The sequence below is a fragment of the Aestuariibacter salexigens DSM 15300 genome, assembly GCF_000429145.1.
Lineage (GTDB): Bacteria > Pseudomonadota > Gammaproteobacteria > Enterobacterales > Alteromonadaceae > Aestuariibacter > Aestuariibacter salexigens.
This window is the reverse complement of the sequence record NZ_AUBH01000010.1, coordinates 47739-74603: the sequence shown is the minus strand read 5'-3', so window position 1 is coordinate 74603 and position 26865 is coordinate 47739. Positions and strand designations below refer to the sequence as shown.

General features: G+C 48.0%; 27 protein-coding genes. 9 read left to right on the top strand and 18 right to left on the bottom strand.

Translation table 11 applies throughout. The features are described from left to right. Positions 1-137: 137 nt before the first annotated feature. The gene (locus tag G441_RS19700; protein ID WP_156896371.1) at positions 138-284 is read right to left on the bottom strand and encodes a hypothetical protein; all 147 of its coding nucleotides are present in this window, start codon (positions 282-284) and stop codon (positions 138-140) included. Here G441_RS19700 and G441_RS0113240 point away from each other — a divergent pair. Next, positions 283-3246: a TonB-dependent receptor domain-containing protein gene (locus tag G441_RS0113240; protein ID WP_026376799.1), complete on the top strand. Its 2964-nt coding sequence runs from the start codon at positions 283-285 to the stop codon at positions 3244-3246. The genes G441_RS19700 and G441_RS0113240 overlap by 2 nt on opposite strands. Before the next feature lie 45 nt (positions 3247-3291). Here G441_RS0113240 and G441_RS0113235 read toward each other — a convergent pair whose 3' ends face one another. Both G441_RS0113235 and G441_RS19350 read right to left on the bottom strand, forming a co-directional pair. Continuing rightward, positions 3292-3501: a DUF1653 domain-containing protein gene (locus tag G441_RS0113235; RefSeq protein ID WP_026376798.1), complete on the bottom strand. Its 210-nt coding sequence runs from the start codon at positions 3499-3501 to the stop codon at positions 3292-3294. A 241-nt stretch (positions 3502-3742) separates the two neighbouring features. After that, positions 3743-4606: an alpha/beta hydrolase family protein gene (locus G441_RS19350; protein ID WP_051275597.1), complete on the bottom strand. Its 864-nt coding sequence runs from the start codon at positions 4604-4606 to the stop codon at positions 3743-3745. Between the two features lie 511 nt (positions 4607-5117). Between G441_RS19350 and G441_RS0113220 the strand changes: the two genes are divergently transcribed. From G441_RS0113220 to G441_RS0113205, 4 genes are all read left to right on the top strand, one after another. After that, positions 5118-5684 carry an SRPBCC domain-containing protein gene (locus G441_RS0113220; protein WP_026376797.1) on the top strand — a complete coding sequence of 189 codons (567 nt, stop codon included), beginning with the start codon at positions 5118-5120 and terminating at the stop codon, positions 5682-5684. 254 nt (positions 5685-5938) lie between these two features. Further along, positions 5939-6799: a hypothetical protein gene (locus G441_RS0113215; protein WP_026376796.1), complete on the top strand. Its 861-nt coding sequence runs from the start codon at positions 5939-5941 to the stop codon at positions 6797-6799. A gap of 254 nt (positions 6800-7053) precedes the next feature. Further along, complete coding sequence (locus G441_RS0113210) at positions 7054-7260, top strand: type II toxin-antitoxin system ParD family antitoxin (protein ID WP_084407378.1); 207 nt, start codon at positions 7054-7056, stop codon at positions 7258-7260. Next, the gene (locus G441_RS0113205) at positions 7260-7559 is read left to right on the top strand and encodes a type II toxin-antitoxin system RelE/ParE family toxin (protein WP_026376794.1); all 300 of its coding nucleotides are present in this window, start codon (positions 7260-7262) and stop codon (positions 7557-7559) included. The genes G441_RS0113210 and G441_RS0113205 overlap by 1 nt, the downstream gene beginning before the upstream one ends. A gap of 129 nt (positions 7560-7688) precedes the next feature. Here G441_RS0113205 and G441_RS18675 read toward each other — a convergent pair whose 3' ends face one another. From G441_RS18675 to G441_RS0113190, 3 genes are read right to left on the bottom strand one after another with little or no spacing between them, the layout of a single operon-like run. Continuing rightward, positions 7689-8927, bottom strand: coding sequence for a sensor histidine kinase (locus G441_RS18675; RefSeq protein WP_051275596.1), 1239 nt, complete (start codon positions 8925-8927; stop codon positions 7689-7691). A gap of 3 nt (positions 8928-8930) precedes the next feature. Then, positions 8931-9608, bottom strand: a complete 678-nt coding sequence (locus tag G441_RS0113195) for a response regulator transcription factor (RefSeq protein WP_026376793.1) — start codon at positions 9606-9608, stop codon at positions 8931-8933. Positions 9609-9643: 35 nt separating this feature from the next. Further along, positions 9644-11035: a S41 family peptidase gene (locus tag G441_RS0113190; RefSeq protein ID WP_026376792.1), complete on the bottom strand. Its 1392-nt coding sequence runs from the start codon at positions 11033-11035 to the stop codon at positions 9644-9646. Between the two features lie 138 nt (positions 11036-11173). On the opposite strand from G441_RS0113190, the gene G441_RS19345 reads away from it, so the two are divergent. The 3 genes from G441_RS19345 to G441_RS0113175 are packed head-to-tail and all read left to right on the top strand — an operon-like array spanning position 11174 to position 13846. Beyond that, positions 11174-12268, top strand: coding sequence for a type 1 glutamine amidotransferase domain-containing protein (locus G441_RS19345; protein WP_051275595.1), 1095 nt, complete (start codon positions 11174-11176; stop codon positions 12266-12268). A 28-nt stretch (positions 12269-12296) separates the two neighbouring features. Beyond that, on the top strand, positions 12297-13421 hold the full coding sequence (locus tag G441_RS0113180; RefSeq protein ID WP_051275594.1) for a nuclear transport factor 2 family protein: 1125 nt from the start codon (positions 12297-12299) through the stop codon (positions 13419-13421). Positions 13422-13423: 2 nt separating this feature from the next. Next, positions 13424-13846 (top strand): MAPEG family protein, encoded by a 423-nt coding sequence (locus G441_RS0113175; RefSeq protein WP_026376790.1) that lies wholly within the window; start codon positions 13424-13426, stop codon positions 13844-13846. A 108-nt stretch (positions 13847-13954) separates the two neighbouring features. Here the strand turns inward: G441_RS0113175 and G441_RS0113170 are convergent, their stop codons facing one another. The 4 genes from G441_RS0113170 to dinB are packed head-to-tail and all read right to left on the bottom strand — an operon-like array spanning position 13955 to position 18663. Next, positions 13955-14764 (bottom strand): class I SAM-dependent methyltransferase, encoded by an 810-nt coding sequence (locus G441_RS0113170; protein WP_026376789.1) that lies wholly within the window; start codon positions 14762-14764, stop codon positions 13955-13957. A 54-nt stretch (positions 14765-14818) separates the two neighbouring features. Further along, positions 14819-15988, bottom strand: coding sequence for an MFS transporter (locus G441_RS0113165; protein ID WP_026376788.1), 1170 nt, complete (start codon positions 15986-15988; stop codon positions 14819-14821). 6 nt (positions 15989-15994) lie between these two features. Beyond that, entirely contained in the window at positions 15995-17542 is a 1548-nt protein-coding gene (locus G441_RS0113160) for a M17 family metallopeptidase (protein WP_026376787.1), read from the bottom strand. Positions 17543-17586: 44 nt separating this feature from the next. Further along, positions 17587-18663, bottom strand: a complete 1077-nt coding sequence (gene dinB, locus G441_RS0113155; RefSeq protein WP_084407369.1) for a DNA polymerase IV — start codon at positions 18661-18663, stop codon at positions 17587-17589. Between the two features lie 153 nt (positions 18664-18816). Here dinB and G441_RS0113150 point away from each other — a divergent pair, with 153 nt between their 5' ends. Continuing rightward, on the top strand, positions 18817-19272 hold the full coding sequence (locus G441_RS0113150) for a hypothetical protein (protein WP_026376785.1): 456 nt from the start codon (positions 18817-18819) through the stop codon (positions 19270-19272). Here G441_RS0113150 and nqrM read toward each other — a convergent pair whose 3' ends face one another. The 8 genes from nqrM to G441_RS0113110 form a co-directional block, all read right to left on the bottom strand. Then, a complete protein-coding gene (gene nqrM / locus G441_RS0113145; protein WP_026376784.1) occupies positions 19273-19506 on the bottom strand; it encodes a (Na+)-NQR maturation NqrM in 234 nt (77 codons plus the stop codon). A 10-nt stretch (positions 19507-19516) separates the two neighbouring features. Next, positions 19517-20536 (bottom strand): FAD:protein FMN transferase, encoded by a 1020-nt coding sequence (locus G441_RS0113140; RefSeq protein ID WP_026376783.1) that lies wholly within the window; start codon positions 20534-20536, stop codon positions 19517-19519. A gap of 192 nt (positions 20537-20728) precedes the next feature. Further along, positions 20729-21955, bottom strand: coding sequence for an NADH:ubiquinone reductase (Na(+)-transporting) subunit F (nqrF, locus tag G441_RS0113135; protein WP_026376782.1), 1227 nt, complete (start codon positions 21953-21955; stop codon positions 20729-20731). A gap of 25 nt (positions 21956-21980) precedes the next feature. Then, on the bottom strand, positions 21981-22589 hold the full coding sequence (gene nqrE, locus G441_RS0113130) for an NADH:ubiquinone reductase (Na(+)-transporting) subunit E (protein ID WP_026376781.1): 609 nt from the start codon (positions 22587-22589) through the stop codon (positions 21981-21983). Positions 22590-22594: 5 nt separating this feature from the next. Beyond that, positions 22595-23227: an NADH:ubiquinone reductase (Na(+)-transporting) subunit D gene (locus G441_RS0113125; protein WP_026376780.1), complete on the bottom strand. Its 633-nt coding sequence runs from the start codon at positions 23225-23227 to the stop codon at positions 22595-22597. A gap of 12 nt (positions 23228-23239) precedes the next feature. Further along, complete coding sequence (locus G441_RS0113120; RefSeq protein WP_026376779.1) at positions 23240-24001, bottom strand: Na(+)-translocating NADH-quinone reductase subunit C; 762 nt, start codon at positions 23999-24001, stop codon at positions 23240-23242. Continuing rightward, on the bottom strand, positions 23991-25199 hold the full coding sequence (locus tag G441_RS0113115; RefSeq protein ID WP_026376778.1) for an NADH:ubiquinone reductase (Na(+)-transporting) subunit B: 1209 nt from the start codon (positions 25197-25199) through the stop codon (positions 23991-23993). The genes G441_RS0113120 and G441_RS0113115 overlap by 11 nt, the downstream gene beginning before the upstream one ends. Before the next feature lie 4 nt (positions 25200-25203). Continuing rightward, positions 25204-26544, bottom strand: a complete 1341-nt coding sequence (locus G441_RS0113110; RefSeq protein ID WP_026376777.1) for a Na(+)-translocating NADH-quinone reductase subunit A — start codon at positions 26542-26544, stop codon at positions 25204-25206. Positions 26545-26865 lie beyond the last annotated feature (321 nt).

The window sequence follows — 26865 nt, the reverse complement described above, 5'->3', positions numbered from 1 at the left end:
ATCTGGTGCGTCTCGTCTGCAAAAAAGAGTAGCGTCGACAAGTGCTTGTCGACAAGCAGGTTCATCCCGTAAAACGTGCCACTTATCCAACTTTTTATTCGAACCGTCCCACTTTACCCTGAATTTCTAGCCGTCCATCACTTACTTACCTCTCCTAGTGGCTCACTGGTAGTGGCCAGCATAGCCGCGGCATAGATTAGCGTCAGATAACTCGCGTTATCGATAAAACCAACAACGCGCAATACCTGACCCGCTGTCTTGTATTGTTCTGGGAGAAACAACATGTTTACGAGTTCTAAAATTGCCAGAAGTGTGAAGCTCGCCTGCGTGTGCGGTGCAGCTGTTTCACTATTTGGCTTGCATGCCAATGCGCAGGAAGCTGCAGATGAAGACACCGCCAATGTGGAAGTCATTTCTATTACCGGCAGCCGGGTTCGTGCGCCGGGTGTAGAATCTACTAGCCCGATTTTTTCGCTTGGTGCGGAAGAAATTGGCTATTTACAACAGCCAGAATTTGAACGAGTGATCCGTTCACTACCATCGACCATTCCTGCTGACGGTGGCAACGTCAACAACGGCACTGCTGGGGCTGCCACCATTGACCTTCGCGGTCTGGGTGCTCAGCGTAACCTGGTTCTGCTGAATGGACGCCGCATGGTGCCATTTAACTTTAATGGACAGGTCGACACTTCTAATATTCCAACCGCACTAATTGACCGGATTGATGTTGTCACCGGCGGAGCCTCTGCAGTGTATGGCTCTGATGCCGTTTCGGGCGCAGTGAACGTGATCCTGAAAAACAACTTTGAAGGTGTTCAGGTTGATTTAAACCATCAGCAAAGTGACGAGAGCGATGGCGAGCAAAGTAATATGTCGGTGACCATTGGTTCGGGCTTTGATGAAGGCCGCGGTAACGCAGTGCTCTCTTTGTCATGGATGGACCGAAAGCCTGTACTTCTGGGCGACCGTCCGCTTGGCCAATTCGGTATCAATTCAAATACCGGCTCAGGGCTGGCCGAATTCAGAGCCGGTGAGGAAGCATTGGCTCCCCCCGCAGGATGTGGTGGCCCGAATGTCGTTGACCTTTCGGGTAGTGGTTCAACCACGGCCATTCCGACACGCTTTGAACTTATTGGTACGGGAGTCAGTGGCCAGTTCCGTGAGGATGGCACATTAGGCAGCAACTGTTCACTTTTCAACTTTAATCCGTTTAACTACTACCAGACCCCATCAAACCGCTGGGGGGCCACCGCCATGGCACATTATGAAGTGAACGAGCATGCAGAAGTCTATTCGACGTTTAACTTTACCAATACCACTGTGGTTCAACAGGTTGCGCCATCTGGCACCTTCGGCTCGCAGTTCACACTGCCTTTATATAATCCGTTCATCGGTGATCAGGCGCTGCAATTTATCCTTGATGGTGCCAACGGCGCCGTAGCTGACGGGTCGCTGCTCGACGGCGGTAGCTGGGATGATGTCAATGGTAACGGCGTGGTCGATAGCGAAGACTCTTTGGAAGTGCGCCTCAGACGTCGAACGCTTGAACTTGGTACCCGTTCAGAGCGCTACGATTCGGAAATCTGGCAAATACTGACCGGCGTACGTGGGCAACTGTGGCAAGACTGGAATTATGATGTGTCCTATCAATATGGTGAAGCCAACCGCACAACCGTGCGCGACGGATACACCAACCTGGGCAACATACAAAATGCCTTGGATACCCGTGATGGCGTCACCTGTGCAGTCGGTGGTACCTGTGTGCCAATCGATCTGTTTGGTGGATTCGGCACAATTTCCGACGAGATGGCTGCCTATTCGCGAGCCATTGCACTGCAACAGCAAAAATATGAGCAGGAAATCATTCAGCTAATTGTCGACGGTCCGGTCGAGTTTATCGAATTACCAACCGCTGGTCTGCCTTTATCAATGAGCTTTGGTTATGAGCACCGTTCAGAGAAAGGTTTGCTGGAGCCAGATGAGTGTCTAAAAGAATCTCCAGCCAGCTGTCAGGGCGGCGCAGGCGGTAACCTGCTGCCCATTAACGGTGGCTATAAGGTTGATGAGTTCTTCTTCGAAGGGATCTTGCCGATATTTGACGGTCAGGCATTTGCTGAAACCATGGATATTGAGTTTGGATTCCGTACCTCAGATTATGACACCGTGGGCAGTGCAGACTCATGGAAAATCGGTATGAACTGGCGTCCGGTTGAGTCAGTCCTGCTGCGCGTCATGCAACAGCGTGCAAACCGAGCTCCAAATGTAGGTGAACTGGCATCACCGGTTACGACAGGGTTGGACAATGCGGTTATCGACCCCTGTTCTGTCGCCAATGCCGGCAATATTGATGAGAATCTGCGTCAGCTATGTATCTCCACCGGCATGCGTGATGCTCAGGTGGGCGTGATCCCAGATATTATCTCTGGCCAGATCAACACATTCAGCGGGAGTGATCCGCAAAATCCTCCTGGTCCGGAGCAAGCAGATACCTTCACCGCAGGTGTTGTATGGACGCCGGAATTCAGCTGGGCCAGTAACGCGATGTTGTCAGTAGATTATTATGACATTGATATTCAGGACATCATCGGCCAGTTCTCAGCTCAAGAGATCCTGGATGCCTGTTATCAACGTGGCGATACCACAGAGTGTGCCAAGATTGTCCGTGTAGGCGGCGATTTGACAGGCTCATCAGCGGGTGTGCAGCGCTTTACGACTAACCTGAAGTATCTACAGGCAGAAGGCGTTGAAATTACTGCTAACCTCGGCTTCGACCTGGGTGATAGCGGTGATTTGGAGCTCAGTGCGACAATTAACAAATATCTGACTCAGGAATCACAGAGTTCGGATACGGTGCCGGTGCTTGATTGTAAAGGCTACTTCGGAACCAGTTGTGATCCGCTGTCTGACCTTCGCTGGATACAGCGTACCACATGGAACTACGATGATTTGACCGTATCACTGCTTTGGCGTCACATCAGCTCAGTGGATGTAGAGCCTGGTGAGGCCTCCCTGCGCTTCGAAGAATTCCGCACGATTGACAGCTACGACTACTTCGACCTGTACGCCAGTTATGTGGTAACGGACAACATTAAGTTCACGCTGGGTATTGATAACCTGTTTGATAAAGATCCACCGGTATTGGGTAACGATATTGGTGATACCAGTTCAAACTCCGGTAACACGTTCCCAAGTAACTTCGACCCTCTGGGCCGCTTCTACAAAGCGGGAATTCAGATGACGTTCTAATTCATTACTACTTGCAAAAATGGGACTCATTTGAGTCCCATTTTTTTAACCCAGGTAGGCAAATCGCGGTACAGATTGACCATCAACGATCACCTGCTCCACGAACATCTCTAGGGGACGTGCCCATAGTCCTCGCTCGCCATAGCAAGGTCGATAAACCACCAGTTCAGACTCGTCTTCAGAGTGTCTGGCTACACCTATTACCTCATACTCATTACCTTTGTAATGACGGTACTTTCCGGGTTTCACTGTCAGGTTCACGGGCGTTTGTCCTTTAATAGTTCTTACAGATGCAATGGGAGGAGGTTAAATCAAATATGCAAAATATGGCAATGACAGCGTTTCATTTAAGCGACAAGAAGCCGCAATCAACTTGTCAGTGGTGGTGTGGTTTGAACGGAAAACTAGTCCGTCACTCGCGCGATAGCGGTGGTCTGCTTCAGACAAGGAGCTGACGTTCATAACACAATCAAAATAGCGCTAAAAGTTGGTTAAACTAGCGGCATTCTGAATTTAAAAAGTCTCTGGTAATGCTCAAAATTTTATCTCTTTGATTATTGAAGCTATGGTCATCCTTGACCAAGGTGTAGTGCACCTTGTTCCCTTCTATTTTTCGCATGGCATTAGCGAGCGCGTTAATTTCTCTAATTGGGATCACTTCGCTGTCAGCTGGAATAAATAAAATAGGCCGTTGACCAATTTTATGGACGCGGTTAATCAAATTTAATCGCTCCCCTTTAGAGGCTAATTCTTCAGTAGCTCGCTCGCGTGACCATCCCCTCAACATATATAAGGTATCGGCATACGAATCCCACATTTCTTTTATTTTTTTGTCTGGATTTTGGAACGAGACAGCAATATTTGCATTATCATAAACCACACCACATTTAACTTCTGGGTTCTCAAACAGCCCAGAAATAGCCATATGCCCTCCCATACTGTGACCAACGTATGAAATATGTTCTGGATCTACTCGGTAGGTACTAATAATTTCCTCTCGCTGAAGAAACTTGGTCGCTGAGCTTACGTCATTTTCAGCGTTTATGAACGAAAACTCTCCCTCAGCCCCCCAAGCCCCTCGGTAGTGAAAAAACAGAACGTTCCATCCTGCATCCCTCATTCCTTGTGCAATGTCTAGGTTTTTTTCATTCCCTGGATAGCCATGCAACAACAAAATGGTTGGGTGAGGGCCCTTTCCCTCTGCTCCATAAAATATTGCTGGTAAACGACTACCGTTTGAATTAATTGTCAATTCAGCCGAATACTTTGGATGCTCTTTGTTATGCCGTTGACTAGAATCACTAAAAGCAAAAGTAGATGCCGTGAGCAACACGACTGCTAAAAAAAACTGGATTTTCATGAAGAATTCTCTTGGTTTAAAAAAGCGCTTAACTTCAAGCTTAAATACTTAGATTGGACATATTGTTATCAGTCTGCGTCCAAGCTCTGACAAGGTCAATAAACTCGGCGATCTACATCGCATTTTCTTATTAGGTCATCGGTACCCACTCCAATGTCGGCAATGCGCCCCCATTCACGAACTGAAGGTCCAGTTGACTTGCTGCTGAACGTCCTTTGTTGTCTCACATTCAGCATTTACTGGCTCAAATAGACAATTTGATTAGTGATTTTACAAGGCACTGCAGTATAGGCGTATCGCTCATTAGTGAAATAGGTTTTGAATTTTGCCAAGATCAGCAACACCTACGGAGCTTCCTGACAGCGAGCACTGAGGGGCATCAAAAGACAATTTGCTGACATTCAAACCGAAGTTTCGAAACTAGGAAACTGCTAGAAATTCGGCGGAGATAAGGTGGATGGAGATTGCGCTATACTCAACATTCACCGGTTACTTATAGGGTCGAATTTACGTGCGCCAGAATACTTATTTCCAAATTATGGTTCTCCTTAACGCCTTACTTTTTTTTGCGGCAATGCCAATTTCCGCCTCTGAAAATGTTGCAAGTAAGATGATTGAAACTGAAGCAGGGGAACTGATTTTGTCTCAGACGCTAGTTGTCAATTCTAATATTGAAAAAGTTTGGGAAGCATATACGACTTCTTCAGGCTGGCAATCATGGGCGGCACCAAAGGCCGAAATTGAATTAAAGGTAGCTGGCACCATTAAGACACATTATGGGCCTGATAAGTCAATTGGTGACCCTGGCACAATAACTTTAAACATTGTTAATTATGTGCCTTTCAAAGCACTCACTTTGCAGGCTCAACTGTCAGAGCACTGGCCAAATATAATGAAAGAAGATGCTGAAAATCTGATGAATTTGATCGTATTTGAGGAACTGAGTAATGACAGAGTTAAAATTAATTCTTATGGGGTCGGCTACAGAAACTTACCTGAATATTTAGAATTAATGAACTACTTCATACCAGCCAACGAATCTCTTCTAGAGAAGTTGAAAAACTATGTAGAGAAATAACTCTTCTTTGCCATCATAGTCGGAATGCTTTCAAAGCTTATAGACGTGGTGTTTAGACAATAAGCGGCAGTTCAGTTCATTGAGTTGAGAAAGCTGGTAAATGACATACAGTGCCATCCAACAATACGCGCCGAACTCTCGTGCTGAGAGGAATCATTAAAGCGCACCGCTTATCTTGAGTTATATAAAAAGGCAAGCTTTTTACGGTAATAACTTGAATCGCCGTCTGCTTTAACAATAAGTCTACTGGCCAGATGGCAGAAGCTGATGGCGCTAATTACGTATGTGAGTCTCTCTTATCTATGACATTTCTAATAAACAAGGTTGTTAAAACGCTTTTCCTAACAAGTTTGCTATTGTCTTTAACCTCATATGCTGACTCGTTGGAATTCCCCAGAGGTCTTTGGGAAGGTATTAATGAGAATGATTTCCACTACAATGTACTGGAGATTAAGGACACGGGAGTTCATATACTTCACAGGTTTTTTCTAGCCTCAGACACGGTAGAGCAATATGAATTCACAGATAAGGACGTAAGGTGCAATCGAGGGACTTGCAAAATACGCATCGCCCTTCCCGCTCAAAATACTACAACTGAATTGACGGCATCAACGGTCCTCGGTGCGAGGAAAATTCACATTATCGAAACCTTATTTGATGCTGAAGATACTGCTACTAACTCTTATCAATATACTCTCCATGCAAAGTCAGGAAAATCAACGATAAGGGAGTTGATGGAAGGCTTAGGCTCACCACCTGGTGGTCGCCATGACGATGAGGAAAGCTTACTTGGATTCTGGTTCGGAATAATAAATATAGATGGTCGAGACGGGCCAGACTTAGTTTTCATTGATATTAACGAGAAAGAGTCGTCTCGTTTTTCCGTTTATCAGTTGGGCCAATGGGGAAAGTATCAGGCAACCTTCAACTTAGATGAAAAAAATAAACTGGGTAATGCGGATATCATTAATGCACGATATCGAAGTCTCACTACTACTCTGGTTTTGCACAGAAACGCTGTAAACGGATTGTGGGGTAATGTATTCACATACGATGGAGATGAACCAACTTGGATTGGGAGCCTTGTTGTATCAAGATGGCTTAACACTTTTTAGCCTGTCCATATACGATCCAAATATTTATCAGAAACCTGCTAGTCAACATAAACCAAGTTTTGAAATCAGTTGAGTTGACCACCAGTGACTCGTTCATGTAATCAGCAGATCAGACTAATACCGAGCACTGCGGTTCTACGTGCACTTGAACCACACCATCTTGCACTGTTCTAAGAGATTATCTATATTGTAAGAAATTTACTTACACGAGCTGAGAAATGGCACGAACAATTACGTTTCAACCAAGTCGCAACATGAGTGATTTCATCGAAGGAATGGTAAATTCCGGCGATTACAACAACCAGAGTGAAGTGATTAGAGCCGCTCTAAGGTTACTGCAAGAACAAAATGCTTCTTCAAAGTTAAATCAATTGAGGCTACTAATTGATGAAGGAGATGAAAGTCCAGATGATGTGAACTTTTCCATGTCTTCACTCAAAAAGCAGCTAGACGATAGATAATGTCAGAGTATCGAATATCGAAGGCAGCATCGAAAGACTTGTTTCAGATTGGTCTGTATACTGAAGCCGAATGGGGTAGAGATAAACGGAATGAATATCTGGATTCCCTCGAGCAAAGATTTATTGAGCTAGCAAGCAACACTTCGTCAGCATTAGCCAGACCAAGAGACGATATCAAAGCTGGCTGTTTTTCCTCTTCTGTAAACAGGCACATAATTATCTTCAGAAAGTTCGACTATGGCATCAGAGTTATCAGAGTTCTTCATCAATCAATGGATTTCACCCGTCATGTAAGATGAGGCCGGGTGTCTGCTACACGTACCAAGGAGATCCTGATATTCATCAGGATGACGGGCGGCCACACTTACCAGAGTGATCAACTGGTGAAAGTACTCTATAGACACACATCGTCACTGTTGTAAAACCTTCTACTCTTTAAACGCTATCAAGAGTCTGAACTCACCATCAGCCTTTGTTACTCGCATACCCCAGCCGGACTGGTAGCATATTCGCTGAATCAGATGCAGCCCCTGACCGATACCTGGGCTATCTTGTCGTTTTACACCCGGTGCAATGATGTCGTTGTCGACACCGTCAGAGACTGGATTGCTGATCAGCAGGGTATCGCCCTGCAACTCAATAGTCAGTGACACCTTACTAGCGTGCCGTGTAACATTGTCGAGCAGGTTTCTGAATACTAGGGTCAATAGATTTCGATTAGCTGTCACCCGATAATCTGACGGCACCGATAACGTCAGCGCCGATTCCTGTAGCCTGGAAAAAGCACCATGGTTTACCAGACAGTCCTCTATCAGTGCCAATAAGGGGAGTTCATCACGCTGTGCAGATTCGTTTCTGGCAAGTGTTAGTAAGATATCTATGATTTGTTCCATTTGTGCACAACTGTTTTGCAAATGGTTGATAGATGTCTCGTCCAGTCGTTTTTCGGTTGTCAGGTTTGAAACTGTCATTTTTAGCACGGAAACCGGTGTGCGCAGTTCGTGGCTGACATCACGGGTAAAATCGGTTTCTCGACGCAGTGCCAGCTGCAGCTGATTAACATTGTCCTGCAGCACCTGTGCAAGATAGCCAATCTCGTTGGGTTTGAAGCGGCGCTCGAAATACAAAGGCCTATCGCTATTCGTCTTTTTAAGGGTTTGGGTGATGTATTGCAGTGGCTTGACCAATGAATTAGAAAGAAATAGCGCAAGCAGGAGCGCAATCACACATACCAGCGCAACAACCGCCAGCATCCAGGGCAACAGTTTAGGTAAATACTCCCTGGAGATTTCATATTGAGTGACGTTGGCCGCCAATACCCAGGTCTGTTCGCTAAGCTGCACCATTGTAGTATGTATTGTCTCGTCACTGGGTAAAGGAAACTCAATCCTATTCGGAGATTGCTGTCTCATTAGCTGCACAGATTCTGGCAGCGCAGACCATGACGAATAAAGAGTCATAAACGGATGTCTGGGGGTGACAACCTCGCCGCGTTCTGCAAAGGATTGCTCAATATAGTGCGCCTCATTTTGAACCATGCGATTGAAAATATTGTCTTCAACAATCCAGGAATAACCCAGGATCATCAAACAAAACAGTACACTGACCGCCAGTGTGAAACCCAGCAATAGCCAGCGAGTAGTGTCTTTGATACTGGTCTGCCTCATTACTTATACCTGTAATCGGAACCCGATCCCGTGAATAGTCACCAGCATATTGCTGGCAAACGGCTTATCCAATACTTTCCTGAGGGTATAGATGTGAGAGCGCAGAACATCGCTATCCGGAAAGTCCTCGCCCCATATTTTTTGTATGACCTGCTGGCGGCTCACCGCAGCTGGATAAGCATCTACCAGTAGCATCAATATAGCGAAATCTGTGGCACTTAATGTCAAAGGCTGCGTATCGCGAAACGCCTGTTTGGTATGAGTATTGATGACTAAATCACCGATCACAATTTCACTTCGCTGCTGCACATGCTGTCGTTTACTTAACGCCTGACAACGCAACTGCAACTCAACCAGCTCAAAGGGTTTGGTCAGATAATCATCTGCACCCGCCGTAAAACCTTCTGATTTATCATCAAGACTGTCTCTGGCGGTCAGCATAATAATCGAAGGCGCCGGGTCGCAACGCTGTTTGAGCTGTTTGCATACATCAATGCCACTGATATCCGGTAGCATCAGATCCAGCACAACGACGTCATATGCACTGATAGTGGCCATTTCGACTCCCTGCCTACCGGTCGACGCGTAGTCGACAATAAAGCCGGCATTTTCCAAAAAGTCATAGACCTGTGTTGCAATAGCCTGAGTATCTTCGATCAGTAGTATGGATGTATGGTGCATTAGCCTGACTCCTGAGCCTTACCGGCAATGTGATGCTACCGCGCATTTATCAAGGTTAACACTGCCTCAATCCCGGTGTCCTTGCCTGATGCCAGACTTTTCTGGTCCTGAGGTATGATGACATGGGGCTGAACCCCCTGCACTGCGGTGTCACCACTGGGTCGCACCAACAGCTTAGTGGCTACATAGACACGAAGTTCTGAATGCGGCAAATTGAACAGATTGCCCTGAGCTGTCTGGTTGGCGAATCCACCGGTAGGTTGGCCAATCAAGGTAGCAAAGCCGTTATCTTTTAGCGTGGTAGCAAATACAATGGCAGAAGAATAACTCACCGGACTGATCAGCAGGTAGGTATCTCCCGTGAACCTCACAGATTCGTCAACCGGTGTTTCCCACTCATCCCACTTCTCATTAAGCAACTGCCCCACTTCACCCCGATAGTTGAATAGTCCGCGATTGTCATGGTTTAGTTTTTCAGTTACTCGGGAAACCAGTTGAAAAGGCTTATTGGCAATATGCCGGCTTAAGTAAGTAACCGTGTCGGTATTACCGCCTGTATTATCCCGTATATCGATAATCAGAGAGGTCACACTGCTGGCTTTTATCTCAGCAAAGGTATCATCGATAAAATCTTCAAACCAGTCTGGCTCAACGTCGAAATGGCCTACATAAAGATACCCTACACTGTCATTAAGTTTGCGGTAGTAAAAGTCAGTCTGCTCCTGCAACTGGGTCTGCTGGCGCTGCCAACTTTCCGGTCTTTCCATTTCCATAACCTCGCGCTTACCATTAACAAGCACTTCCATTGAGAACGCATCCATAACACCAAAAACTGCCCATGACATGGGTGCAAACCGCGCCGCTACAGTTTGTTCTCGCAAGATACGTGTTTCACCACCAACGTACCGCTGTGCATACTCGATAATATGCTCTGCCGACACGCCATTAATCGACATAATCTGTGTGCCTGCTGCCAAACGAGCCGAGCCATCAGTGTAGTCGCCCTTAATGAATAATCCTTCGGGGTTGCTTTGCACTTCAAATGGAAAGGCAACGGCGCCCTGCTCTTTTAGAACAGTAAACTCCTGATAGGGCCAAATTAAGAACGTATGACCATCGTTAAATGCATGAGACAGCTGACCAACCTGACGAAAGAATTCAACGCGGGTTAGAGGCTCTGTCAATGCACTTTTCAGCTGCTCAGCTTGCGCTCTGATAGCAGCAATCTCAGTATAGCGCTCTGGTGCTGGGTGACGCTCCAGCACGCCAGCAATGAATGCATCCACGTCTTCTTTTAACTGCGCAACAGGGATCTTTTTTGTAAGCAGCGCTTCGTTTGATAACGGAGGAAATATCTCCAGATGTGGACGGCTACATGCAGACAACAGCGCTAAGCAGCAAAGGATTAGCCAATGACGGTGTTTCATAATCTTACCTCCTGAATAACGCCTGCATAGTAATGCAGCAAATGTGAAGAAAATGTCGAGGGAAAAAACAACGGTCTTCACAAAACTTCGACATAGAAAGTTCTACTCTGCCGGCGATTAACATTCAGGAGTCACATCATGAGAATCTTTATCTCACTTTTACTCATCTTATTGTCATTAACTGCGTCTGCCAAAGACACACAGAAACGCATCGCTTTGCTGATTTCCAGCTATGCTAGCGAAGCCAGCCCTGAACTTAGCTACGATCTGGAAGAGCTGGCTCAGGCTTACCTGGTTTTACACGACAATAGCACTTCTCTGGACATCATCAGCCCCAAAGGGGGCCCTGTGCTGGTCAAAAACAACAAGGACAATCTTGTCTATATTCAACGCTTTAAGTCATTGGCACTGGATAAGCTTCATAACACTACCAGCGTCGCTGATGCCCGCTACAGCGACTACGACGGCGTGTTCATAATTGGCGGTGGCGGCGCCATGATGGATTTGCCAACAGATGCAGACACGCAGCGTTTTCTTACCCAATTTGCCAACGCCAATGCCACTATTGCAGCGGTGTGCCATGGACCGGCAGCAATAGTTAACCTGACACTGAGTGATGGGCGCCACTTTATTGCCGGTAAACGCGTTAATAGTTTTACCAATCGCGAAGAACAGGCGTTCAGTGCTGAAAATATCGAGCAGTTTCCTTTTCTTATTGAAGACAAAATTCGTCAGAACGGCGGTATTTTTGTTGCCAACGCTCCAATGCTGCCTTTTGTGTCGGTCGACGAGAACCTGATTACTGCGCAGAACCCCGGCTCAGTAGCAAGCGCGGCTGAGGCTGTTGTCGTGGCGCTAGGGCAATCGCCTGTTGCGCGCGAGCCATTTAAAGATGAAGCAACTCTGAAACTGATTTCAACAGCACGCAGTACAGGTTCAGTAACGATTGACCTTGCTCTGGCAACCGATGCAGACAAATACGACCTCAACTATCTGGCGTTATACGGTTTTTACGCCTATCGGCTCGCCCATGAGGAAGACAAATCAACAGAACTGCAGCTCATGCAAACCATTGGCAAGCACTTTCAACACCCTATGTTTGACAGTGCTCTGATCAGGAACTTGCATGAACAGGGCAGCGCGGAGCGCGCCCGACAGGCATTACGTGTGTTTAAACAGCGTTATCCAGAGCATGAGCAGGTCACAGCGCTAACGGCACTTTTAGCTAGCTAATCAAACGAAAACGTTACAGAGAATGATAATGAAAAATCTGGTCATCAATCTGATCATTATGATGCTTTTCCCAGTCTCCCACATCGCTACCGCTGGCGGTCAGGAAGATATCCGCATGGTGCTGGAAGATTACTTTTATGGCTCCTCCCATAGCGACCAGGCTCGATTAACGAATGCCTTTCATGCAGACGCGCCACTTTTTCTGGACCACCCCGATAAGCCTTATTGGAAGGTCAGTGCATCTGACTATATCAGCTGGCACAAGCAGGAAAACCGAGGAAGCTTTAATGGCCGTGAGTCACGTGTTCTGGCTATCGACATCGCCGGCGATATTGCTACAGCTAAGGCAGAAATCACCGTGCCGTCAAAAGGGCAACGCTATATCGATATGTTTCTTTTGAAGAAGCTAGATGCAGGTTGGAAGATCATCAGTAAATCAGCAATTTCTCAACAGCCGTCATGGCAACAGAAACGCATTCTGTTTATTGTGTCCAATGCGCATTTTCACGGCGAGACTAACCTGCCCACAGGCGTCAGCTTCTCTGAGATAGTCAACGCGTATGATGTATTCATTGCACACGGTTATCGGGTCGACTTCGTCAGTCCCGATGGTGGCGCCCTGCCGCTTGCCTATATCAATACATCAGAACCCATGCATAAAAAGTATCTTTATGATGCTGATTTTATGTATGCCATAGGTAATACACTCAGGCCAGAGCAAATTAGCCCTGAGCATTATGCAGCTGTGCACTATGTGGGTGGCACTAATGCCATGTATGGTGTTGCAGATAATACTGAATTACAGCGTATCAGCATGACCATATACGAAAAGTACAATGGCATTATCTCCTCGGTTTGCCATGGGACCGCAGGCATTGTACATTTGCGCCTGAGTAACGGTGAGTATTTGGTCAAGGACAAGCGTATCAGTGGCTACCCGGATGAGTATGAAAATCCGCAAAAACCTTATTTCAAGGAGTTTCCATTTCTTATTACTGAAACAATTGAATCTCGGGGTGGAAGGTTTTTGTATAGCCCAAGAAATACCCCACATGTTGAAATAGATGACAGAGTTATCACCGGTCAGAATTATTTATCTTCAGCCGGTGTGGCGTTGGCAATAATCGAACAACTTCAAATAGGGACAAACTAACTATGCCAGTAGACCTTCTCTTACAGCCCGTTTTTGCAATGGCAGGATGGACATTCGTCATGATGGTATGGATGTATGCCACTCGCCTACCGGCCATGATGAAGCTCAAGATACACCCACAAAAGGGACAAGATACCCGGGAATTAGCGCAGCTTTTACCAAAGGAAGTATCGCGCGTTGCCAACAATTACAATCATCTGTTTGAACAGCCCACTGTGTTTTATGTGGTTTGTATTGCTATTGTACTGATGGAACACACTGACACTGTGCATATCTATTGCGCGTGGATTTATGTCATGTTGAGAGTCTTTCACTCTCTGGTACAGGCGACCATCGATAAGGTAATGCTGAGATTTACCCTGTTCTCACTATCCTGGCTGGCACTGGGCGTAATGATAATGCGCGAGATTTTATCTATGTTGTAAACCCATGAAATAGGAGTGACGAGGGTTCATCGGAGACGTAAGTGTCTATAACACTTCGCTAGGCTAGAGGAATGGAAGCGCGCCACGCGGGCGCGCTACATTATTAACTTAACGCTTCTGGAACAACAGCGTCATTCGGTTTGATTCACCGATTTTGCTGTATTTTTCTTTATCGTCAGTACGTAATCCTGGAGGCAGGTTCCACACGCCACCATCAACGTTATCGCGGATAATGGTGTCGTTAGGATTATTGTGGAAGTATGCTTCTGCGACCAAATCAAAACCGGCAGCCTTAGCAACGGCAATCACATATGACTTGGGCAAGTAGCCTTTACGTGCTGTTTGCGCGGGGTCATATCCTTCGGGTGCTTGGTGCTGTACCACACCCAACGAACCACCTTTTTTCAGCATGTGATTAAACTGGTTGAACGCGGCAGCCAAATCACCACCATTTTGCAGGCCGTGCAGGCCTCGGAATGTCAGCACCACGTCAGCGTCTTTGGTTGCCTCATCTACTGCGCCGTTAGGATCAAAGTCCGCAACCACAACATTGCCATATACTGGGCTGTTATCTGCCATTTTTTTATCAAAATTAGCACGCGAGCGTTTACGGTAGTCAGAGGCATCATCCTTAGGGTAATGGGCTGCGACCAGCTGTCCTTTGTCATGTAACATTGGCGCCAGAACTTCTGTGTACCAGCCGCCACCAGGCATAATTTCGACAACCTTGTGCTCTGGTTTAACGCCAAAAAATTCGAGGGTTCGGTATGGCTGTCTGAACTCGTCACGCTGTTGGTTGGCTTCACTACGATGAGAATTATCCATCCCTTTGTGACCATGCTCATGAGCCAGAGAGAGCGAAGAGAACGACGCTGCCATAACAAAACAAAGTGGTAATAATTTGATTCCCGATTTCATGCTTGTTTCCTGTTATTGTTGAAGCTTCAATTATGTTACTCAAATTTGACCCTTTCAGGTCACATTCTGTCTGGCACGATATCCCTGACTGATAAGCAGCAATACTTGTCCGATAAGGATCACCATACTAACCATCATCAGTCCTCGCCAGCCCAGATAATACAGGGCGACACCTGCGGAAAGTGCAGCAACCGCCTGCGAGCCAAAAACTGCCAGTTCATTCATACCCTGTACGCGAAACCGCTCTTCTGGTCTGTGAGATTGTGGCAAAAGCACAGTGCCGCTTAAAAACAACAGATTCCAGCCGAGCCCTAACAGTACAAGCGCTGACCAGTAATTTAGCCATTCTGAGCCGCTGATAGCCAGCGCAATGGTCAGTGCATAGGCGCCCAATCCGAGCACTATGATGCGATTCACGCCGAAGCGTGCAATCAATAAGCCACTGAATAATGACGGCGCAAACATGGCGATGATATGGCTCTGAATGACCCATTTGGTATGTTCCAGTGAAAACTGCTCAATGACGTGCATGTGGATGGGAGTGGCCGTCATAATGAAACTCATAAGGGCATAACCGACCACTGCGCAGCTCACTGCAATAATAAAAAGAGGCTGTTTGACAATGGCTGCTATCGGCCTTTGCGGTTCGCTATGTTCCACCTGATTGGCGACAGTATCTTGAATGAATGAGAAAAGGAAAAAGCACATCATCGCCACGGCAGCGAGTAACAGGAAACTGCCAACATAATCGGCCTCAAACAAATCCCGTCCGCGAGTCGCCAGCTCAGGTCCTAAAATGGCTGCGACCAACCCGCCAAGCAATACAGTTGATGCTGCCTGCGGGGCTTTCTCAATAGGTACCGATTCCATCGCCGCAAACCGGATCTGCTGAAAAGTCGCCACACAACCGCCAAGCAGAAAACTGGCAAACACAAACAGGAAAAACGATTCCTGAATTGCTGCCCAACCGGCCAACGCGGCAATTCCCACTGCCGCCAGAGACGCCATACGAAATACCCGTCGACGTCCCACTTTACGCATGTACGCGGTAATGAGATAGATGCTGCTGGCGGTGCCAACAATCATCATCGCTACGGGCAAGGTAGCCAACTGTGATTTAGGTGCCAGCTGTGCGCCAAGCACGCCACCGACCAGCACCATCATTGCACTGGCACTCATTGCCAATGCCATGATAGCGGTCAGGAGCCAAACATTTTTGGGCACTGTCTGTTATCGTAAAAAATAGCGTGCAGCGAATGCCACAACAGGAGCAGCAGTAGGCTTGCCGTGTTGCCAGTCTCCTTTTTCAACGCCACTGCCGGCAATGTCCACATGGGTATAAGGCAGAGGCTTGTCCGAGTTATTGCCGTGTTGGTCTAGTCCTGACGCGATGGCTAAAAATGCCATCGGGAACTGATGGCCGCGCACAGTACCTACCGATGGCGCATTGTTTGATGACAACACGTCATCGGCCTGAGTGCGAGGCTTCACAAAATCAAAATCTTCTCTTCTGGAGCGTGACTGCTCAGCCGGGTCCGCCCATTTTTCACCAGCGGCAACCAGGTGCGTGGCCGTATCACGAGATAACGCCGGCCCATTCTCGACCAGTGCCGTGTACGGACCAAAGGCAATCGCCGCGTGACCGGTTAACGTCGCAACGGAAAAGATTTCCGGATTAACCGCATTTACCGCCTCTTCCCGCAAATGCGATAGCAGATCAGCCAGTACCAGCCTGCCCTCGGCGTCGGTATTACCAATTCGTACTCGCTGCCCAGCATGTCCAGTAATGATTTCATCTGGCACAAAAGCTTCTGAACCAATGCTGTTGCGAACCGCTCCGAGCATAGCCACCACACGGATCCCCTTCGGCTGATACTCAGCCAGGGTCTTCATCAGACCGGCCACGGCAGCAGCGCCACCTTTATCACGACTCATTCCGGCCATGTGTCCGCCGACTTTCAGGTCGGCCCCACCGGTATCAAAGGTAATGCCCTTACCAGCGAAAAACAGCGTGCGTTCAACCTCACCCTCACCACAATATTCAAGCTTGATAACCCTGGCATTGTGACGCTTAACCGGCACCGAGGCGCGGGCAACTGCATGCAGCAGCGGATAATCATTCAGGATAGTCTGATTGTCCTCGATAATTTCAACACTGACCGCACTGCCGGCAAACGCGGTTGCACAATAATCAGCAAATCCAGGCGGCGCCATTCGTTCAGGCTCAGTGCCGCATAAATCACGGGCTACCCTGCGCCCGGCCTCAAGCGCACTCAGCCAGTCCGTATCTACATTTCTCTCGCTGATAAGCCCTATCGCAACCACTGGCTCGGTTTTTTCTTCGCCAATAACTTCTCTTGCTTCCAGCGGCTGCCAAAGCGCCTGACAGGCGCCTAAATAAGCCACTTCGTCGGCGTACATATAGGCATCATCGCTATTATTGACCGACGTCATAATCAGGATGCGGGTTGCCCCGGCCTGTTTGGCCATATCGGCACCGTCACGGGCGGCATCATAGATGCGACGTACATCGTCCACGTCGTTGCTAAGATCGCCGCAGGGCGCGTGAATAATCCGTTTACATGATAGTGAAGGGGCCGCAAGCAGTAAGGTGTGCTGATTAAAGCGTGCATCTACGGCCTGATAGTCGGCAAACAGCGTATCCAGTTGAGGATGAATACCGGTGTCGCTGTCGCTGATCACAATCAGCGCATCCCAGGCATCATCCTGTAAGGCAACATCTAATGATGCGTAATGTGTAGGTATAGGGTATGACATAACTGTCTCGTTATTGTTTTAAGTGTTGTGTATTGTGCCCACGTTTAGCAGCTTGACTCAAGCTCTGGAAAAGGAAGTGACAGTTGTTCGGTGTCACGCTGGGTTGGCAACCCTACATGTAGCCCAATCAGACGAATACCTCTGTTGTTACGACGGGCCATCGCCTCGTCTAGTAGCTGCTGGAAGTAGTGCTTATCCAGCAATGGGAACCGGTGCTCAACAGTGGTCAACTGAAAGTCGCTAAACTTTAACTTTATCCCCTGAGTGTGGATACGCTGCGATGGCGAGGCTTTGCGTAGCCGCTCCTGAAGTTTGGGAAACAATGAGTCAATCATACTGAGGCATTCATCAGGTGTTTGAATGTCTTGCGATAGCGTTCGCTCTACCCCTACCGACTTACGCTCTCGGGTAAGGTTTAATGAGCGTGGGTCTATAGCATGGCTGCGGTCCCAGATGACCGGACCGAACTTACCAAAACGCTTCACTAGTTGATCGAATGGGTAGCGACGTACGTCGTCACAGGTAAATAAGCCAAGATGATTAAGCTTCTGCAGCGTCACTTTCCCAACGCCGGGGATCTTGCCAAGAGGAAGCTCACGTACAAATTCATCAAGGTGCTGTGGGGAAACCACGCACAAGCCATTAGGTTTATTTTCATCGCTGGCAATTTTTGCGACAAATTTACAGGGTGCTACACCCGCAGAAGCTGTAAGACCGGTCTCATTGAAAATCGCTTTACGGATATCGTTTGCGATCAGCGTGGCACTACCATGCATCATGTCGCTGTCTGAAACGTCCAGATAGGCTTCATCTAGAGAAAGGGGTTCGATTTTGTCGGTATAGCGTGCAAATATACCCCGAATTTGCTTAGAAATGTCTGCATAGACTGGCATTCGTCCTGGTACCAACACTAACTCAGGACACAGTCTTTTTGCATGAGCCGTCGGCATCGCAGAGCGAACACCGTACTTCCGTGCGATATAGTTACAGGTGGACACCACCCCCCTATATTCGGACCGTCCACCAATAGCGATAGGCACATTCCGATAGGCAGGATTGTCTCGCATTTCCACAGCGGCATAGAAGCAGTCCATGTCAATATGGATGAATTTACGGGCCATGTGACAGAATACTGTGTAAAGATACAGTTATCTTATCCCTATCGTTCAATAAATCAAGCAATGAAGCGGCCTGTCACTCCTTAAAACGCGTGTTTATTTTGCACTTTGTTAAATTTCTGTTAGCTTAAGCGAGTTAGAGACACTGGACCGATTATGCAGGTTCTCAATAAAAAGCAGCTTCAGGTGGAGCAAGTCAAAAATATTATCAGGCGACATCAATACGATGACGTTGATGCTATTTTTACAGAATGCTCTTCTGTAAACCTACCCGTCGAACGTGAGAACCTCCCACGATTTTGTCTGAAACTCAAAGAGATCGATGAAGCCAGTCGTGTGCCGAGAGGCAAGCTCAACCCTCAGAAGAGCGAGCATGTGGTGAGTAATGAGATGCACTTCAATGACAGTCTGGAACAGGCCAGTGCCATTGTGAGTGGTGAAGGTCTGGAGGCCGACGAACGTTCGAAGCATCTAGCCCACCGCATCATCCGTTTATCGGATATGCTGAGCACACTTCAGGAAAGACAGTCGCAGATTGTAGACAGAATTTCCCGTTTGAGTAAGGAAATGGGGGCCTTTGAGCCCCGCACCGTGAAATCCGACAAAGAGTAACTACAGGATCCTGTCCTGCTGCCACTCCTTCAACTTTTCTTGTCTCGCCTGCTCCCGTTCCAAACGAGCTTTTTTACGGTCACAAGGTTCAGGACAATCACAGGCTTTTTCAATGCCTAATGCGCCCAGACCGCCGCAGCTGCCAGAAATGGTTTTGCGCTGCACCAGATAGCCCACCGCCATGGCTGCGACCATGACCAGGAAAAATAAAAATGCCAGTAAAAACGTTTCCACCGTTTATCACCTAATTTAATACGTTAACCGTGCGCGTGAATGCGTCGCTAGTATACTCTTTAAAGTCATCGTTTTCGCGGGTAATCAGCAATATTGCCAGGTTATTTTGCTGCGCGATCTGCATCGCTTTCTCTTTCCCCATCACTATAAATGCTGTCGCCAATCCATCAGCCGTCATCGAAGACGGGTGCACGACGGTCACCGCAACCAGGTTGTGTTGAATAGGCTGCCCGCTTTGCGGATCTATAAGATGTGAATAACGCACACCGTCTTCTTCATAGTAATTGCGATAATCCCCTGACGTCGCAATGGCGTTGTTACCGACCGTGACCACTCTCTGAATCGCTCTTTCGTTCGTCACGGGCTTTTCAATGGCAATGCGCCAATCGTCTCCGTTAGTTTTGATGCCTGACAAACGCATTTCGCCACCAATCTCAACCAGATAATTGTTCTCTCCGCGGGACTCAAGCAGTTCTGCAATCTCATCTACAGCGTAGCCCTTGGCGATAGTCGACAAATCGACATACAGCGAAGGAATATGCTTCACAGCGCTTTCCGGACCAAGCTCAAGTGCATGTAATCCGGTCCTGGCCATCGCGTTATCTATCTCGACTGCCGTTGGCACCCGTTTAGGCCGTCCTTGCGGACCAAAGCCCCACAGATTAACTAACGGTCCGATGGTGACATCCAATGCGCCTTCGCTTAACTCTCCTAAGCGGATAGCCTCGCGCATCACGTCGAGCGTCTGCGCAGATAGCGGAAAGGGATCAGAGCTTTGGTGCTGATTAAATCGTGAGAGCTCGGAATCTGCCTGATAGGTCGACATCAGATCATTGATATGCACCAGCAATGCATCGATTTCAGCCTGCAACGCCTGCGGGTCAATGGTTCCAGCCGGATTAACCTTAACATTGTAGGTCGTGCCCATCGTTCGGCCTGTCAGATGCAGCTCCCCTGCAGGCTGTGGCACGCAGCCAACCAGCACGAAAAAGACCACACTCACGGTTACATATTGCCAAAATCGCTTCACATTCACTCTCTTTCATCACCTACAAAAAAAGGGCCGAAGCCCTTTTTGAAAATCTGGTTACGTATATTTCTAAGTGGTTAGTTGGCTCGCTGACAAGGCTTTACGTGTGTTTAAGCGCGGAGTGTACAAGCAGTACATGAGCACTTAAACACACATTATAACGCCGCCAGCGGGCCAAAGAGACCCTAAAAATTAGCCGCCGAAATCATCCAGCATAATATTGTCATCTTCTACACCCAAATCCTTGAGCATATTGATAACCGCGGCATTCATCATCGGTGGTCCACACATGTAGAACTCACAGTCTTCTGGTGCCGGGTGATCTTTCAGGTAGTTCTCTAGCAGTACCTGGTGAATAAACCCTGTGTAGCCTTCCCAGTTATCCTCTGGCTGAGGATCAGAAAGCGCGACGTACCAGTTGAAGTTTTCATTCTCTTCCTGCAGTTCGTTGAAGTCTTCTTCGTAGAACATTTCACGCAGTGAACGGGCACCGTACCAGAAGGTGATCTTACGATCGGTTTTGATACGACGGAGCTGGTCGAAGATGTGTGAACGCATAGGCGCCATACCTGCACCACCACCAACGAAAACCATCTCGGCATCGGTATCTTTCGCGAAAAATTCACCAAACGGACCAGAGATCGTCACCTTGTCACCTTCTTTCAGGCTCCAGATGTATGAAGACATCTTACCGGCTGGCAGGCTCAGGTTATTTGGCGGAGGCGTTGCGATCCGCACGTTGAGCATGATGATGCCTTCTTCTTCCGGATAGTTTGCCATTGAATAGGCTCGGATGGTTTCTTCATCCACTTTTGACTCAATGTCAAAGAATCCAAAGCGCTCCCAATCTGGCTTGTATTCATCGTCCATAATGAAGTCTTTATACTTCACATGGTGAGGCGGTGCCTCAATCTGAATATAACCACCGGCACGGAACGGTACGCTCTCGCCGTCTGGAATTCTCAGCTTCAGTTCTTTAATGAAGGTGGCTTTATTATCGTTAGAGATAACTTCGCAATCCCACTTCTTGATGCCGAACACCTCTTCAGGCAGCTCGATATCCATGTCCTGCTTGATAGCAACCTGACAGGATAAGCGACAACCCTGCTTCGCTTCACGTTTAGTAATGTGATCCAGCTCTGTTGGCAAGATTTCACCGCCACCAGATTTGATGTCAACGCGACACTGGCCGCATGAGCCGCCTCCACCGCACGCAGAGGATACGAAAATACCCGAGTCAGCCAATGCGCCAAGTAACTTACCACCTGGTGATGCCGTAATTGCTTTCTCTGGATTACCGTTAATAGTGATTTTAACGTCGCCACTTGGCACCAGTTTTGACTTGGCAAACATAATGATAAACACCAGCGCCAAAACGATGATGATAAACATGCCTACGCCAAGGTAAATGTCAGTCATTCTTTAACTCCTACCTTAACCAAATTTAAAGTGCGACACCGGAGAAGGACTGGAAGCCCAGCGCCATCAAACCAGCAATCATAAATACTGAACCCAAACCGCGTACGCCATCAGGCATGTCTGCATACTTGAGTTTCTCACGCACTGCAGCAAGCAATACGATTGCTATTGCCCAGCCTACACCTGAACCCACTCCATAGAAGATACTCTCGGAGAAGTTATAGTTACGCTGTACGGCAAACGCGACACCACCAAAGATGGCACAGTTCACCGTAATCAGCGGCAGGAAGATCCCCAATGCGTTGTAAAGTGCCGGGAAAAACTTATCCAGCGTCATTTCCAGAATCTGTACCAGTGCTGCGATAACACCGATAAACGTCAGGAAGCTCAGGAAGCTCAGATCTGACTCCGGAAAGCCTGCCCAACCGAGCGCACCAGGTGCTAATACGTTGGCATACACCAACTGGTTTACCGGAACCGAGATACCCAGTACCACGATTACTGCAACACCCAGACCCATCGCTGTTTTGACTTTCTTCGATACGGCCAGGAAGGTACACATACCAAAGAAGTAAAACAGTGCCATATTCTCCAGGAATACAGAACGAACAAAAATATTCAGAAAATGTTCCACGTGTCTTACTCCTTAGGCTCTACTTGCTCAGGGCGAATGGTACGGATATACCAAATCAAACCACCGATCAGGAAGAATGAGCTGAATGGCAAAATTAACAGGCCGTTACCCTGATACCAGCCACCGTTCTGCACCAAAGGCAGGATCTCAAATCCAAGGATGGTCCCGAAACCACCTAGTTCTTTGATGGTGCCGATAACGATCAATACGAATGAGTACCCTAAACCATTACCAATACCGTCCAGGAAGCTCATCATTGGCGGACTCTTCATCGCATAGGCTTCTGCGCGTCCCATTACGATACAGTTTGTAATGATCAGACCCACGAAAACAGATAGCTGTTTTGAGATTTCGTAGGAATAGGCTTTTAACACCTGGTCTACCACGATAACCAGCGAAGCGATAATGGTCATCTGAATGATGATCCGCACGCTCGACGGAATATGATTGCGAATCGTCGAGATAAACAGGTTGGAGAACGACACTACGAAGGTTAATGCCAGTGACATTACCAACGCGGTTTCCAGTTTGGTTGTTACCGCAAGTGCTGAGCAAATGCCCAATACATGCAATGCAATCGGGTTGCTGTCCAGAATCGGACCAAACAACACCTTTTTCATTTCTTTAGTATCTGCCATTGTTTGGTCCTTTTACGATTTCCACGGTTGCTTTTGCAGGTATGGCCCAAAGCCTTCCTGCCCTAACCAGTACTCCAATGTTGCTTGCACACCATTGCTAGTTAGCGTCGCACCAGACAGGGCATCTACCGTGTAAGGATTGCTTGCAGAAGCATTCTTGGTTACCTGGATGGCAACTTCGCCATCGTCATATAACTTTTTACCGTCCCACAGAGCCTGCCACTGAGGGTTCTGCACTTCGCCACCTAACCCGGGAGTCTCTTTGTGGTCGTAATAGACCAGTTCTCTGACCGTATTGCCATCTGAGTCTACTGCCAAGAAGGCGTACATCAGATTCCACAGTCCAGAGCCATGAACTGGCAAAATAATACGGCTGACTTCACCAGCATCATCTTTTATGAGATAAACGCTGGCGACATTTGCACGACGCTGGATGCCTGCAGAGTCAGGCTGAGGTTTGATGCTCTGCTCCGGATCGCGAGCTGCCCTGTACATATCGTAGTCAGCATCGCGTTCAACATATTGACCTGATTCCAGGTCGACAAAGCGCTGCTCAACAAACGTATTGTACTTTTCGCGGATCTGGTTAGGCGTAGCACCCGCATCCAGCATACCTGCAGCTTGCAGAATATTGGTCTGTTTATCGAGCAGAGCATTGGCGTTTTGCTGTGAACGCAGGCCAACGGCCGCTGTAGACACAACAATAGAGCACACCAAACATACCGCAACGACGATACCTACCGTTTTGCCTAGGGTTTCCTTCTTAGCCGACACGGGCGACCCTCCTCTTAATATTGCTCTGCGCAACGAAATAATCGAACAGCGGTGCCCAAAGGTTCGCGAACAGGATGGCCAGCATGATGCCCTCCGGGAACGCCGGATTGACCACACGAATCATCACTGTCATCAGACCGATGAGGAAGCCATAAGCCCACTTGCCTTGATTGGTAAATGACGCAGATACAGGATCGGTTGCCATAAAGAAGGCACCAAATGCCAGACCACCAATTACCATGTGCCAGTACCACGGCATAGCAAACATTGGGTTAGTATCGCTACCGATCATATTCAGCAGCAGACTGAAGAATGCTACGCCGAGGATCACACCAGCAACAATTCGCCACGACGCGATACCTAAATAGATAATGAACAAACCACCGATAAGAATGGCTAGCGTTGAGACTTCACCTGCAGAGCCTGGAATGTTACCCAGGAATGAGTTCATCCACAGGGTCATGTCCGAGTAATCCATGTTGCCGGCTGCAGCCTGACTCAGCCAGGTCGCACCCGAGTAACCATCGGCGGCTACCCACACCTGATCACCTGAAATTTGCGCAGGGTAAGCAAAGTAAAGGAACGCTCGTCCAGACAATGCTGGGTTGAGGAAGTTACGACCTGTGCCACCAAAGATCTCTTTAGCAATCACGACACCGAAGGTAATACCCAGGGCAACCTGCCATAACGGAATAGTCGCTGGCAGTGTCAGTGCAAATAACACCGACGTCACGAAGAAGCCTTCGTTTACCTCGTGCTTACGCACAGACGCGAACAAGACTTCCCAGAAACCACCAACAACGAACGTTGTGGCATAGATTGGTAACCAGAAACAAGCACCGTAAAGCATCAATGTGCCCCAGCCAATGCCTTCTACGCCAAGTTGACCGCCTAACGCCGTAAACAGGCCTGCCTGCCACATGTCAGGCAACGTACCAGCGCCAGCCAGAATCGCTTCGTGCGCCTGTGCGCCTATGTTGTACATACCGTAAAACATGGCTGGAAAAGTAGCCATCCACACCATGATCATGATGCGTTTCAGATCGATGCTGTCTTTCACATGGGTGGTAGATTTGTTGACCTTGCCAGGGGTATAAAAAATGGTTGCCGCTGCTTCATACAGCGCATACCACTTTTCGTATTTGCCACCCGGTTCAAAATCAGGTTCGATTTTTTCGAGATACGCTTTTAAGCCCATGATTTTACCCCTCTTGCTCAATCTTGGTCAGACACTCACGTAGCACTGGACCATAGTTATATTTGCCAGGACATACGTAAGTGCACAACGCCAAATCTTCTTCATCCAGCTCCAGACACCCTAAGGTCTGCGCGCTGTCGGTGTCGCCTGACAGGATATCTCGCAGCAATAGCGTTGGCAGGATATCCAGCGGCATGATGCGTTCATAGTTACCGATTGGCACCATTGAGCGATCAGAACCGTTGGTCGTTGTGGTCATATCAAATAGCTTTTTAGGGCTTAGGTGTCCCAGATAAGCGCGCGTCACCGAGTGCTTGTCAGAGCCAGGTGTCAGCCAGCCAAAGAATTTCTTCTCGCGACCTTCCAGCAGCACTGATACCTGGGTGTGGAAACGTCCCAGATAACCATGAACACCGTGAGCGTTGGTTCCGTTTAACACCGAACCCGACACAGTACGCACTTCGCCGTCTTTCAATTCACCTTCGGTCAATTGCTCTATGCTAGCGCCTAAGACAGTGCGCAACAGACGAGGATTTTTGGCCGCAGGGCCTGCAAGTGAGATAACACGGCGGTTATCGAGCTCACCGGTGGTGAACAACGCGCCGATCGCAATGACATCCTGCGCGCCGATGTGCCACACCTTCTTAGTTGCACCCACTGGGTCCAGATGATGAATATGAGTACCCACCAAACCTGCAGGGTGTGGACCGGCGAAGTCGTGGACTTCTGCGCCCGAGTCGCCTGTCGCAACCACTGCGTCAGGTGCTTTACAGACGAAAAGTTTGCCATCAGTCAGACGTTTCAGCACCTTCAGACCATTGATGAAGTCATCACCACGCTCGGCAATAATCATCGCAGGGTCCGCCGCTAACGGATTGGTATCCATTGCGTTCACAAATATGCTGTGCGGCTTACTGTCCAGCGCTGGCGCTTTGCTGTAAGGGCGGGTTCTTAATGCCACCCACATACCAGACTCAACGAGGTTATGTTGTACTTTGTCGCGATCCAGTGATGACAGCTCAGCAGCATCGAATTTATCGAAGGTGACCTGTTCGTCACCTGACACTTCAATTACGACTGATTGCAGAACACGTTTGGCACCACGATTTACCTCAACTACTTTTCCGGCAGCAGGCGCAGTGAATTTCACACCAGGGTTCTTTTTGTCTTCAAAAAGAATCTGGCCCTTTTTCACTGTGTCCTCTACCTGAACATGCATGGTAGGTCGCATACCAACGTACTCTTCACCGAGAACGGCAACACGGGTGACAGCAGCTCCATCGTGGATTTGCTGCTGCGGCGCTCCCGCTATGGGGAGGTCAAGACCTTTCTTGATTTTTATCATACGCTATTGCACTACTCTTAAAGACTAAGTCAGATCACGGCTGTACGCTCGGACGCTGTCTCGCATATGCTAAAAGACAGCTAAACGCTGTCTAAACACATAGCCGTGATATCACTCAAATTATAATTAATGCCCGCGAAAACATACTGATTGACCGCTTGTGATGCTGTGTTTCTCGGTCTTTATTATCGGAATTATGTCGAGTATGCCTGCCGGCGGCACAAAACGCGCTCACCTAACTTCGGGATTTTAGCATTAACCGCCAGCTCTGTTCCACGCCAAAGGACGCTAAACCCCTTTTTTTATTCATTATTTGCAAAA